Origin of the sequence: Alteromonas sp. D210916BOD_24 (genome assembly GCF_047159385.1) — a bacterium.
GTDB lineage: Bacteria > Pseudomonadota > Gammaproteobacteria > Enterobacterales > Alteromonadaceae > Alteromonas.
The window spans coordinates 2,145,662-2,158,675 of the sequence record NZ_AP038333.1 but is presented as its reverse complement, the minus strand read 5'-3'; the positions used below and the strand labels follow the sequence as shown (position 1 = coordinate 2,158,675).

Genomic DNA, 13,014 nt, shown 5'->3' with positions numbered 1-13,014 from the left:
GTTATACTAAAGGCTAATATGTTTTTGATACGAGCAGACGATACTTAGTTAGTTTATTTGTTTCTCAGTGTGGTATCTCTCATGGATTTCGAGACGCAAAAAGTCGCCATCATTGACGATGAGCCCTCAACCTTGCTGATTTTAGAAAGTGCGGTGGAAGCTCTGGCGGAGGTGGTGACGTGTTCGACAAGTGGTGAGGCATTGTCGTTTATCAACCAATGTCTACCGGATCTCATCGTACTTGATATTAGTATGCCTGAATTGTCAGGTTTTGATGTATGTAGGCAGCTTAAAGCTTCGCCTGTAACAGCGGCAATCCCGATTATATTTGTAACCTCTCACAGTGATGTAGAGAATGAGCGTAATGCATTGGCATTAGGAGCCATTGACTTTATATCAAAGCCTATTGATATTGAATTGTGCCGGCTTCGCGTCAAAAACCATTTGATGTTGCAACAGCAAAAACATCTGTTAGCGCATATAAACGCGCAACTAGAAGCTGAAAAAAAGCAACTCTCTGTCACTCTGCGCTCAATTGCTGACGGGGTGATTTCAACTGATACACAGGGGCAAGTGACCTTTATTAACCCTGTTGCGCAGCGGTTAACGGGCTATCCAGAACACGAGGCGTTGGGGAAGTCTATCGACGTGATCATGGAGCTTCGCGATGCTACTAGTAACGCGACTATGGTCAATCCCGCTTTTTATGCACTTAAAGAAAAGCGTACAGCCGCCATGGCATTTAATACCGTATTAGTCAGCCGGGAAAATCAAGTTTTTCGTGTAGAAGATACTGCATCTCCTATTATTGATGATCAGGGCAATCTACTCGGTGCGGTTATAGTCTTCCAAGATGTGTCAGAAGCTGTGGAAATGGCGGTGAAGATGACGCACATTACCAATCACGATCAACTAACCGGTTTACCTAATCGGGTTTTGCTTCACGACAGAATAGTTCAGGCACTTTCCCAACGTATATCGCCAAGAAGTAGCATTGCTCTGTTACTGATAGATATAGACAACTTTAAGTATCTAAATGATAGCTTAGGGCATCGTGTCGGTGACTCTATTATTAAATCAATAGCCCATAGGTTGAAGGCGATAGTAGGCAGTAATGCGACGCTTGCGCGGGTGGGCGGGGACGAGTTTGCCTGTCTACTCACCGATATTGGCTCTGGTTTTAGTGCCGATAGTATTGCTATGGCGTGTCTCCAGGCAGGCCGTGAGCCTATTGTCATCAACGGCAAATCTCATCAGTTAAGTTTAAGTATTGGAATTAGCCTGTATCCACAGGATGCCAAAAATGCCGAAGAGATGATGCGGCATGCAGACACGGCTATGTACCGGTCTAAGGCGAAAGGAAAAGATGCATTCAGCTTCTTCTCGACCGACTTACAACAGGCTATGCACAGGCGGGTTGAACTGGAAATAATCTTAAGAAACGCCATTGAAAATGATACGTTGGTGATTTTCTTGCAGCCTAAATTCGACTTTGCTTCAAAATCCATGATGGGTGCAGAAAGTCTGGTAAGGCTATATGATGATGAAGGAAACATCATCGGTCCCGATGAATTCATTCCCCTTGCAGAAGAAACCGGCTTAATCCATCAGCTTGGCCATCAGGTATTGCGAAAAAGTTGTGCTTTGGTGGCAAAGTGCAACGGGTTAGGCCAAGAGTTGAAAGTAGCGGTGAATGTCGCCGCAAAACAACTCTCTAATCCTGGTTTTGTCAAAGAGGTCGATCAAATTATCCGGAATTCCGGTATTAAGGCGTCGTCGATAGAGCTTGAAGTGACCGAATCTGCGCTAATGCACGATTTTGAGCAAACCAGAGACATGCTCAATGCATTAACGGCATTGGGATTAAGTATTGCACTTGATGACTTTGGCACAGGTTACTCCAGTTTAGCTTACCTAAGACAGTTTCCGCTCAATGTATTGAAGATAGACCGCTCCTTCGTTATTGACATGGATCAGGAACAACAAGCATTTGATATCGTATTGGCCATCGTAAATTTAGCGTTAAGTCTGGAACTGTCAATTGTTGCAGAAGGAATTGAGAATCAAGCCCAGTTTGATGCGCTTTTTGAATTGGGTTGTCACGCAGGACAAGGATATATGCTATGCCGTCCTATTCCCGAGGAACAGTTCTTGACGGACCATGTTTTATTAGACAATAGGATACACTTGGTTTAAACAGTGGATAGTTAAGCAGATTTTACGCTATATTGATTGTAACTTGTCCCAAGCGATATATTCACAAATGTGTTGTTGGAATTAAATTTAATGCGATATTTGATTTTAGCGTGTTGAGTTAAAGCGAAAACGCATAAGGCTTCTCTATGACATGTTGAAGTATATAGGTTAACAGGGATTGGTGTAGCTAATATCTGTTTAGAGAGTAATTGAATTATCTGCTACTTTGAAAAGTATAGTGATCGAGAATTAGTTTTACATGAGCTTTAATCAAATGAAACCCTATAGTGAATGCGATGTCCTCATTGTTGATGATGAGCCCATGAGTCGCATGGTGTTAACGACTATTCTTGAACCTGTTTTTCGATCTCGGAAGGTGAAGTCTGGTAAAGAGGCTATTGGCGCTTGTCTGAAAACTAAGCCAGATCTTGTTTTGCTCGACATGAACATGCCTGATATCAATGGGCTCGATGTTTGTGAAGCGCTGAAAGCAAACTCTGAAACAGAAGATATTCCAGTTATCTTTATTACATCAACCCTGGATATTGAAAGTGAAAATGCGTGTTGGGAAGTAGGTGCATCTGATTTTGTTATAAAGCCGGTTAATGCGTCAACCCTTATCCACCGAATCAAAACTCATTTACAAAACAAGTTGCGTACTGAATTCTTAGAAAATATGACTTTTCATGATCAATTGACGGGTTTATACAACCGCATGTATCTCTCTAAAGAAATCCCTTTAATGGTTAGCCAGATTGCTCGGGATAAGGGAAGTGTCGGCGTGATCATGATAGATATCGATTTTTTTAAGTTGTATAACGACACATATGGTCATCTAGATGGTGACATTTGTTTGCAACAAGTCGCAAATATAATATCTGGTTGTGTAAAGCGCCCTAAAGATGCTGTGATACGGTTTGGTGGTGAAGAAATTTTAGTCGTTTTGCCCTATATCGATAAAAAAGGGGCAAAAACTATGGCTAATATGCTAGTGAATAAAGTAAGAGAAGCTGCAATTCCCCACTCTAAAGGTATTGGTGGCTTTGTTTCTATTAGTGCGGGATACGCTGTAAGTAAAGCGAAGACAGTAGTAAATATAGATCCTGAAGAACTTTTAGAAGCCGCTGATGTTGAATTGTTTGAAGCCAAAGAAGTAATGAAAGGCGATGTAGCCAGCTTAATAGAAGAGGCTGACGTTGCGTTGTTTCAAGCTAAGGAAATGGGGCGTAATCGCGCGAAAGGATAGTCCTTTTACAATTTTATGTATCGTTATGCACCGACCCTGTCTAATGTGGGTAGATGATAATCATCAATTCGTATAATCATCAATCATCCTAGTCTATTGTTTAATATCTCCTATTTAAAATAGCGTCTAGAATTAAAGTCGTTAGATTTGGTTCAGGTAGTAAGTCATATTAATCACTAGTTCGGCTTACCTATTGAAAGGCGCGTTATGGTTGATTTGGATAAACAAGCGAGTTTCATGTTTTCACCGGAGCTCCCGTTGAAAGCATCACTCAATAAACTCGTCCGGCAAGGGTGTGATTCATTGAATGTCACTCAGGGGCTATTGGTCAGCATAACCGACAAGTGTATGAGCACGCTTATTAAAGTGTCTTCTATAGAACTCCCTAACGAAATACATACACCTACATACGATAACTTATTGCTAGAGGACGCGAGTTTTCCTTTGTACAGCGATAAGGTGATTGACGACCTAAAGTATTGGTTTAAAAAGTATTTTGGCACTGAAAAGTATATTCGTGGCCGTTATCACTACTTTGACGGGCAGGTGGTTTGTTTGCTTTTCTTGAATGCTTGTCCCAGTGTCACCGGTAACCTGAAAAATGTGGCGTTACTCGATGAATGGCTGGCATTAATTTTAGAAAAATACACAAGTGAAAAAGCAGAAGCCCAGCAATTCGCTTTGTACAACAAACTTCAAAACGTTGCCAATATAGGTACCTGGGAAGTGGACTTGGTCAATAACACTCTCAGTTGGTCCTCGCAAACCAAGCAAATTCACGAAGTACCAGACGATTTTGTGCCTACAATGGAAAATGCAATCAGCTTTTATAAAGCGGGCTACGATCGTGATGAAATTACTCGTATTGTCTCTCACGCTATAAAAACAGGTGAGCCTTGGGGCGCTACTTTGCAGTTAGTGTCAGCGAAAAATAACCCTGTTTGGATTGAAACCCATGGCATGGCAGAGATGGAAAATGGCAAATGCGTGCGCTTGTTCGGCACGTGTCAAAACGTTAACCGAGCCGTGCAATTAAGGCTGGAAATCGAAGAAAAGCAAAAACTGGCTGAGGAAGCATCAGCCGAGCGCGGTATGCTGTTATCTAGAATCAGTCACGAGTTAAAAACGCCGTTAAATGGCATTACGGGCATGTTGCAGGCGATAAAATTCGAGGGCAATGACAATATTCGGGTTCGCAAAGTTGACCTGGCTCTTCACAGCGCAGACAGATTACTAACACTTATCAATGACGTATTGGACTACACGTCTATTGTAAACGGTCAATTCGCCCTGAATGTTTCTCACTTCTGTATTCGCTCGTTAATTGAAGAGTTAGTTGAAGCCTACAAGCTAAAATGTGCACTCAAAGGACTCAGACTTTTAGCCGTTCTCTCCTTCGACGAGCACACCTATGTCAACGGCGATCCCGGGCGGCTAAGTCAGATATTGACCAACTTATTGTCAAATGCGGTGAAGTTTACAGAAACCGGCTATGTATCATTTCATGTGACCCTGAAACAGCACGCTGATGTGCCTATTTTGCTCGCATCGATTGAAGACACAGGCATAGGAATGAATAAGGAAGTGTTGTCTAATATTTTCAAACCATTTCAGAGCAATACGCACAGTGTTTCTGAAGAGTTAAATGGCAAAGGACTCGGTCTTTCTATTGTGGGGCAATTAGTCGAAAAAATGAAAGGCGAAATCGAAGTCCGTTCTACACCGGGCGAAGGCAGTGTGTTTGACGTGGTTATACCTATCGATATGGTGTCTGACCCACTCGGACAAAGCAATGAAGCCAGTGTCCCTTCTGAGCTCTTGCGATTACCGTTAAACGTACTGGTGGTTGATGACAATGATATTAACCGCTTTGTTCTGACTTCCATGTTAGAAAAATACAATTATATTGCAGATGAAGCCGAAAATGGCGAAGTCGCGGTGGCAAAAGCAAGAACGAAACAATACGACATTATTTTTATGGATTGTGCCATGCCTGTTCTCGACGGTACCAGCGCAACAAAAATTATACTAGAAGAGCAATTACTCGCGCCAAAAGGCTTTGTAGTTGCTGTGACAGCAAACACCTCACCTCAGGATATGGCTAATTGCAGTGAAGCGGGCATGGCTGATTTTCTGGCTAAGCCTGTAGTGCAAGACGAGATAGCCGTGCAAATACAAAAAGCGTTACAAAGCAAATCAGCGGCTTGATAGTGCATTAATTGATATTGCTAATGCGAGCATTCGCATAAATAAAAGATAAACCCAGAAATCTGGGTTTATCTTATCTTACCGAGGCTAGACTACACCGAATTAAAATTTATAGGTGAATTTAGCATTCCAGTGACGTGGTAACTCTGGCAATACTATCTGGCTGCCAAATAAGTCTGGGAAGTTAGAACGGAAGTAGCGTTCATCTGTTAAGTTTTTAACCGTCAGGTTTAACGTCCAGTCTTCAGCTTCGTAGGATAGCCCTGCGTTGACCAGTGTGTAAGCCGGTAAGGTTACCGAAGCAGAAAAGCCCGATGCTACTTCTTCAACATCAACCACACTTACGTTTGCCGCATAGCCATTTTGAAAGTCATAAGTTGCGGTTAGGGTATAAATATTCTCAGGGATCCCCGCTTTGCGTCCGTCAGTATTCGCAAAGCCCTCGCCGATCAGGTTGAGGCCAATGACGTTGCCGCCAAACACAAGTGAAGGGTCAGACAAATTAACCAAATCCTCTGCACCTAAGAAACCAAATTGATTACCATTTTCCAATGCAGTTAGATTGATAACCTTGATATTGGTATAACCGGCTGAAACAACAAGATTTTCGTTAACTACCCAACGCAATTCAAACTCGGTACCCTTGTTATTCGTCGTGTTATTGGTGACGGTATTTTGGGTGTTAAAGTCGGTACGCTCCTGTTCAAATGATGACAAAGCAAAATAAAGCGTATCGTTAATTAAAGAACCTTTCACACCGTACTCAAACAACGTCGATGTATCGAATGCGCCTGAGCCGCCAGGTTGGTTGAGTTGTCCCACACCAATTTCAGCACCTTGCCCTGCAACAAGCGTAGCCTGTTCTGCTGCCGTGATATAGGGAATTAGACCAAATTCAAATTCATAAGAAATACTGGCATTCCACGACCACCCATCAACGGTTTCTTCGGCGTACTCAGGGGTTTCGTCACCCGTTGCGCCAAGTAGCAAATCGGTCCGTGAAGTGCTTTCAATATCAATGGTGTCATAGCGTACACCCAATACCAGATTCAAGCCCCAGTCCCAGGTTAAATCAGTCATGGCCGCCATACCGATGTCGAGATAGTTACCGACATCGTAGTTGTCGAAATTCTTACCAGAGCGCGTTGACAGTAGACGGCGATCTAAGGCCGAAGACGGCATGGTTAAGTCACGTCTGTTGAAGTACTCGTAAGTAAAATCATCGCCGTGTTTGAAGTCTGTATAGCGAACAGAGGGAGAAAACTGGAATTGGGCCAGCAGGCTTTCAGTTTCATATTCGGTGGCGAAAATGAGTTTGTCTTCAATCACCCAACTGTCGTGAAATTGTGAAAAACCGTATGCATTTTCGTTGATGTTGTCATAAGCATCATAGAAAAACTGATTGCGAATTTCCCAGTTATCGGTGAAGTAAATCGTATCGAAATACAACGTCACTGCTTCATTGCCCAGCTGGTCGTCAGGTGCCACCAGTACTTGATTTCCTTTTAGCTTGGTCGTACCGACATTTTGAAGTTGCATCAAATCAGTGGCTTCATCATCAGTGAAGGCACTGGCAGGCACGTAGAAAAAGCTATTCCCAGCAATATTTACGGCGCCATATTCTTCATGGCTAATTTGGCCATCGCCGTCGGTGTCAAGCGGGAGCGCTGTACCTGTAATATAAGTGCCATTATCGACCAGTTCCTGGGTCAAGCGGTTCCAACCGGCCACTTGGTTGCCGTCATAATCGTGGTACATACCACCAAATTCGAAGCGCAGTCGTTCGGTTACGTCTATGTTAAATGACGCCTGTAAGATAGATTGATCTGTCTGTGTATTGTCGTAATAACTGTCAGAATTCTCCAACTCACCGTACAAATAGTAACCCATTTCCTTACCACCCACTGTGGCAGGCCCACCTACTTCTGCGGTAAGTATGCTTTTTTGCCAGGAGCCAGTAGTATAAGACAACGCACCAGTAGGCGATTCAAGATATTGTCCTGATGATGCACGGGCTGATTTTGGGTTGAAGTTGAGGTAACCACCGATTTTAGATGGACCATAGATTGGCGACGCCGGACCTCTAACGATATCGATTCGGCTTGAAGCGCCAATTGGAGTTGGGTAGTTGCCAGGGTTGTCCAAGCGTTTAACTCCGCGGAAATAAGTTTCCCCCGGCGTACCACGGACATCCAACGAGCCTGCTACACCAAAAAATGATTGCGTAAATGTGCCAGGAGCAAAAGCGACCAGTTCATCAATATCAGAAACGTTAAAGCGTTCCATTTGCTCTTGAGAAATGGTTGAGGCAGAGCGAGGCGTTTCAAGAATAGATTTACCAAAGCCGAATACAGATTCAACATCTTGTCCTGGCAAGCTGCCCAATGAGCCGGTCACCTCAATTTTTTCCACGTCTGCTTCTTTTATGCCATCACCTTCTTGTGCAATAGACTGGCTTGTCAGCGCCATTGCGCTACTTATCGCCAGAGCTTTGGCAAGAGGGGAAAGTTTGAATGTAGTGTTTTTCATGGTTTCCTCATTATTTTTATTTGCCCATTAACTGGGCTTTATTTACGCAATAGTGCTTTTGCGCTTTGCTAAAAGCAGGATAAGTGCCAATACCTTGTCCAACTGGTCAACTTTTAACCTGTTATTAAGTGGCTGAATTATATGAATTTAAAAATAAATTGTTGTACTTATATTGTTATTTTTATGTTAATGGTTTTTTCTGATGCTTTTATTGCACTAATTCAGTGATTTCTAATGTTCATTTGCACTAAAAAGAGATGAGGTCGTTGCTGCGTTCGGGGCAGTCATTTCACTGTCGCTTTCCCTTTTTAGGTGAGTGACTGACGACGGCTGATCCAGTGCAAAACTATCCGATTGGCGAGGAAGCGTTAGATCTAACAAAACCGCAGTAATGCCAGCACTGGACACTGGAGATAGAAAAATGTTTTCCAGCCAATCCGGTAGGTTTGCCAGTGCTTGTGGCACCATCATGACCCCAATTGCCATACCGAGTGAACAGGCAGTGACCAGACTACTGCGTCTGTCCAGTGCGTAAGTTGCTAGCAGTTTCAGGCCACCCACGGCTACCATCGCAAACATGACTAAGGTTGCACCGCCCAACACGGGCTTAGGAATGGCTTGTAGGATTGCACCTACCACTGGAAAACAGCCTATCGCGATAAACAGAGCGGCTACGTAAAGCCCCACCTTTCGGCTTGCAATACCGGTTAATTGTATGACGCCGTTGTTTTGACCAAATGTCGTGTTGGGAAAGGTATTGAATACGCCTGCTATTAAGGAGTTTACTCCATCACCTAATATTCCGCCTTTTATGCGGTTTAAATAAATTGAACCACTGACGGGTTGTTTACAGAAAAGGCTATTCGCAGTGAGATCGCCAGCCGTTTCGATGGCGCTAAACAAGTAAATTAATGCAATGGGTATAAACAATCCCAGATCAAAGTCGATACCGAAAGCAAAAGGGCGAGGTAATGCGATTATCGGCAGAGTTGACCACTGTGGAAAGGATAGGTTTGAAGACAGCGCCACATATGCGGTTCCAATGGTCATGCCGATAAATATTGCACTTAGGCGAAGCCAGTGATTGGAGGCGGCGTTTAAGAAAACAATGATAAGTAATACGCTCAGGCCAATCATTAAGTTTGATGTACTGGCGAAGTCTGGCGCATGAAAGCCGCCCGCAAGATCGGTCATACCCACATTGATCAGTGACAAGCCAATGGCGGTGATCACAATCCCCGTTGTTAGCGGCGTGATAATGCGTTTCAGTTTGGCGACAAAAAGACTGAAAATAATTTCAACCATAGCGCCTGCCATCGTTAGCCCGAACAACAACGCTAGTATGTCTTGTGGCGATCCGCCTTCATTTTTTACTTTGCTTCCGGCGAGAATTAGTGCACTGATAAATGCGAAACTGGTGCCTTGGATAGCGACTAAGCCACTGCCTATTGGGCCAATTCCCCTTGTTTGAATTGCAGTGCCCACGCCGCTGACAAACAGTGCCATGCTAATTAGAAACGGGGTGTATTGCTCGAGTCCCAGCGTCGACGAGATAATTAGCGTAGGGGTGATTACGCCGACAAAACTGGCAAGTAAATGCTGAATTGCAGCGGTAAGAGATGCAATTGTGTTAGGTTTATCCTCTAAACCGTAAAGTAATTCGCTGTGCTGCATAAGTCCCGCGCTAAAGTATCGTTAGATGATAGCCTTTTAAAGCAATCTGTTGACCAAGTGGTCATGCGTAAGTGTCTTTATTAACTAATTGAATTGTATGGTTATTCGTAATTACTTTGGCGGGGTAAGGAAAGAAGAGATTAAACGTGCACGGTAGCAGGGCATTTTGCGATAAAGTGGTGCACGGAAGTGAAGGAGTAGGCACTCGTTGAGAGAGGCGAAAAAAGGCCTTGATACCGGCCTTTGGGTTTGTCTTGCGCTTAAAGCACGGTATCTTTATCAAGCGTCACAAAAATAGAATGTCTAACCTCGTTGTACATGGCTTTAGAGCAGTGTCCTTCGCCTTCAGTGTCTTCTAGCAATAATACATCACCCGCACCGAAAACGTGTCGCTCGCCACTCGATACCGTAAACTCAGCTCGCCCCTTAATGATAAAAAGTAATTGGCGTGCCGGGGCGGGATGCCACTTAAAATCGTAGTTGGCAGGGGTTTCTCTGAATATAATTTTGTCAGCCCCGAATTTCTCTGACAACAAGCCTATTGGCCCACCATCGTTAAGGGAAATGTCCACTTCTCCGAAATGGCTCTTTCCTTTTTCGTCGTTGTAAATCCTTGGTATTTTCATAGCGTACTTCCCAACAGGTAGAGTTGACAACACAGCCGATGTTTCGTTAAGCCGTGTTATGCGTGCTTTAAGGTGCGTATAGTGTTGTTCAGCACCGCCAAACTCGCGGCGACGTCTTCTTGAGTAATTGACTCGCCTGGGTGATGACTGATGCCCCCTTTACAACGGGTAAACAACATGGCAACGGGACAAATGTCAGCCATCGCCATCGCATCATGACCAGCCCCAGATGCTAAAACTAACGGCGTTAACCCGATAGCGCTGACACTATCAATTAGCGCCTGCTTTAAGAGCTTGTCACAGTGCACCGCAGGCGCGCTGTGGGTTTGCTCAACGGTTAATTTCACCTGACGCTTAGTTGCAATTGCCTCTATGTTCTGCAAAATTTCAGCCAATACTGTATCGCGCAAAGCGTCGTCTTCACTTCGAATATCCAATGAGAACAATGTACGACCTGAAATGACGTTTACCCCATTGGGAAAATTTTCAATTTTTCCTACGGTGGCGACCACGCCCGGTCGATGTTGACTGATGTGTTCAACGGCTAAGATCATCTCTGCACAAGCACTTAATGCGTCATGTCGCATGGACATGGGAACCGTACCTGCGTGTCCCGCCATACCTTCTAGATGCAAATTAAAGCGCTTGGCTCCGGCGATGGCACTAACGACGCCTACTGGTAAGTTTTCCTGCTCAAGTACAGGGCCTTGTTCGATATGTAATTCAATATAACCCAGCAAATCGGTACGAGGCACGCAGGCACTGGCAACCTCATCAAAGTTCAGGCCGAAATTCGTCATGGCTTGCGCTAGGCTGATACCGTTAACGTCTTTGAGGTGGCGCCAGTTATCTTGCCATTTTCCCGTCAGTGCTCGGCTTCCCAGTAATGTGGTGCCAAAGCGTGTGCCTTCCTCGTCACAAAACCCGACAATATCAATGTGGAAGGGGAATTTGGTTTGCGTGCCATCGAACATATTGACCAGTGAAATAGCCGCGACTACCCCCAACATTCCGTCGTATTTTCCTCCGTTAGGCACGGTATCAAGATGACTGCCCATAATAAGGCGGGGGGCGTTCGGCACACTGGAGGTGTAACGCCCCCATATATTGCCCACCGCGTCTTGCCATGTTGTCATACCGGCCTCTATCATCCACCCAGATGCAAGCTGATTGGCCAGTTTGTGTTGGTCAGTGAGATAGCGCCTGTCTAAGCAGTGTGGATCCTGGCTCAACGTGCCTAAAGTTTCCAATCGAGCCATCACCTGGGTGGCAAGTTCACTGAACTCACCCATTTAGTGCTCCTGTAGCAGCGTTATAAACCGTTAAAGCGGCATCAACGCCAGCCCCGGCAGGTTGTGAAAAGCCCTGCATTCTCAGCACGGTTTCGAGGGACTGAAGGGTGTGTAACACGGCATCTTCTCGGGCGTTGTAACCCATAGTGCCAATTCGCCAAATTTTACCCTTTAGTGGTCCAAAACTTGTGCCAATTTCGATGTTAAAGCGAAGCAGCAAGGTTTCTCTTATTTTCTCACCGTCAACGTTTTTGGGAATATGGACGCCTACAACATTGTTCATTTTGTGGTTGATGTCACCAAATACTTGCAAGCCCATTGCCTGAACGCCCGCAAGCATGGCTTGTCCCGCTAATTTATGGCGGGCAATAACCTGTTGCTGGCCTTCTTCGAGGTGTAAGCGGGCGCATTCCCTGGCGCAAAACAGCATGGTTGCCGCTTCGGTGTGATGATTAAGTCGCTCTTCACCCCAGTAATCCATAATCATCGGGAGATCAAAGTAGTTTGAGCGAATTTTGGGCCCTCGCGCCGTTTCGTGATGGGCATCGCGAATACCCGCCTCGACGTGATGACGGGTGCGCACCTGTTTTACGAACTTCTCACTTAATGTGATGGGCGCAGAACCCGACGGGCCACCTAAACATTTTTGCAAACCAACGGACACGGCGTCTAACTTCCAGTCGTCAACTAAAAGCGGGTTGCCACCCACAGATGCAGTGGCATCACAGTAAAACAATACATCGTGCTGTTCACACAACTCACCTATGGCTGCAAGTGGTTGCAACATGGTTGTCGATGTGTCGCCCTGTACAATAGCGAGCAGTTTAGGTTGAACCTCTTTGATGGCTTGTTCGATTTGTTCGGCACTAAACACTTCTCCCCAGGGCACTTCTATAGTGTGAACTTGTGCGTCAGCCCGTTCGGCAATTTCAGCTAACAGGTGGCCGAATCGACCGAAAATGGGCACCAATACTTTGTCGCCAGGTTCAATAGCAGAGACCAGTACCGCTTCAATCCCTGCTCTTGAGGTACCATCAACAAGAAAGGTTTGCTGGTTTTTTGTATTAAATACATCCCGATAAAGAGCCATTACCTCATTCATATAGCCTGTCATAACAGGATCGTATTGCCCCACCAGTTGGGTCGACATTGCAGATAATACGCGGGGATAGCAGTTAATTGGGCCGGGTCCCATCAGCAGGCGAGGTGGCAGAGATAAAGGTGAAAAATACGACATACGTTA

The 13,014-nt window shown here is 44.8% G+C and carries 8 protein-coding genes; 3 read left to right on the top strand and 5 right to left on the bottom strand.

The window, feature by feature from the left end:
• The first annotated feature begins 81 nt into the window (after positions 1-81).
• The 3 genes from ACMCM8_RS09340 to ACMCM8_RS09330 all read left to right on the top strand — a co-directional run bounded on the left by ACMCM8_RS09340 (position 82) and on the right by ACMCM8_RS09330 (position 5,650).
• Positions 82-2,196, top strand: a complete 2,115-nt coding sequence (locus ACMCM8_RS09340; protein WP_412722380.1) for a two-component system response regulator — start codon at positions 82-84, stop codon at positions 2,194-2,196.
• Between the two features lie 274 nt (positions 2,197-2,470).
• On the top strand, positions 2,471-3,442 hold the full coding sequence (locus ACMCM8_RS09335; RefSeq protein ID WP_412722379.1) for a diguanylate cyclase domain-containing protein: 972 nt from the start codon (positions 2,471-2,473) through the stop codon (positions 3,440-3,442).
• A 207-nt stretch (positions 3,443-3,649) separates the two neighbouring features.
• Complete coding sequence (locus tag ACMCM8_RS09330) at positions 3,650-5,650, top strand: PAS domain-containing hybrid sensor histidine kinase/response regulator (protein WP_412722378.1); 2,001 nt, start codon at positions 3,650-3,652, stop codon at positions 5,648-5,650.
• Between the two features lie 102 nt (positions 5,651-5,752).
• Here the strand turns inward: ACMCM8_RS09330 and ACMCM8_RS09325 are convergent, their stop codons facing one another.
• The 5 genes from ACMCM8_RS09325 to ACMCM8_RS09305 form a co-directional block, all read right to left on the bottom strand.
• Positions 5,753-8,179: a TonB-dependent siderophore receptor gene (locus ACMCM8_RS09325; protein ID WP_412722377.1), complete on the bottom strand. Its 2,427-nt coding sequence runs from the start codon at positions 8,177-8,179 to the stop codon at positions 5,753-5,755.
• A gap of 231 nt (positions 8,180-8,410) precedes the next feature.
• Positions 8,411-9,853: a uracil-xanthine permease family protein gene (locus ACMCM8_RS09320; protein ID WP_412722376.1), complete on the bottom strand. Its 1,443-nt coding sequence runs from the start codon at positions 9,851-9,853 to the stop codon at positions 8,411-8,413.
• Positions 9,854-10,113: 260 nt separating this feature from the next.
• Positions 10,114-10,479 (bottom strand): hypothetical protein, encoded by a 366-nt coding sequence (locus ACMCM8_RS09315; protein ID WP_412722375.1) that lies wholly within the window; start codon positions 10,477-10,479, stop codon positions 10,114-10,116.
• 56 nt (positions 10,480-10,535) lie between these two features.
• Positions 10,536-11,771, bottom strand: coding sequence for an allantoate amidohydrolase (locus tag ACMCM8_RS09310; RefSeq protein ID WP_412722374.1), 1,236 nt, complete (start codon positions 11,769-11,771; stop codon positions 10,536-10,538).
• Positions 11,764-13,008 carry a pyridoxal-phosphate-dependent aminotransferase family protein gene (locus tag ACMCM8_RS09305; protein ID WP_412722373.1) on the bottom strand — a complete coding sequence of 415 codons (1,245 nt, stop codon included), beginning with the start codon at positions 13,006-13,008 and terminating at the stop codon, positions 11,764-11,766. Before ACMCM8_RS09305 ends, ACMCM8_RS09310 begins: the two co-directional genes overlap by 8 nt.
• Between the last annotated feature and the right edge of the window lie 6 nt (positions 13,009-13,014).

What these genes read in the sequence shown, in the direction of transcription:
- ACMCM8_RS09340 (WP_412722380.1), top strand. Translation starts at nt 82, where the DNA reads ATGGATTTCGAGACGCAAAAAGTCGCCATCATTGACGATGAGCCCTCA.
- ACMCM8_RS09335 (WP_412722379.1), top strand. Translation starts at nt 2,471, where the DNA reads ATGAAACCCTATAGTGAATGCGATGTCCTCATTGTTGATGATGAGCCC.
- ACMCM8_RS09330 (WP_412722378.1), top strand. Translation starts at nt 3,650, where the DNA reads ATGGTTGATTTGGATAAACAAGCGAGTTTCATGTTTTCACCGGAGCTC.
- ACMCM8_RS09325 (WP_412722377.1), bottom strand. Translation starts at nt 8,179, where the DNA reads ATGAAAAACACTACATTCAAACTTTCCCCTCTTGCCAAAGCTCTGGCG.
- ACMCM8_RS09320 (WP_412722376.1), bottom strand. Translation starts at nt 9,853, where the DNA reads ATGCAGCACAGCGAATTACTTTACGGTTTAGAGGATAAACCTAACACA.
- ACMCM8_RS09315 (WP_412722375.1), bottom strand. Translation starts at nt 10,479, where the DNA reads ATGAAAATACCAAGGATTTACAACGACGAAAAAGGAAAGAGCCATTTC.
- ACMCM8_RS09310 (WP_412722374.1), bottom strand. Translation starts at nt 11,771, where the DNA reads ATGGGTGAGTTCAGTGAACTTGCCACCCAGGTGATGGCTCGATTGGAA.
- ACMCM8_RS09305 (WP_412722373.1), bottom strand. Translation starts at nt 13,008, where the DNA reads ATGTCGTATTTTTCACCTTTATCTCTGCCACCTCGCCTGCTGATGGGA.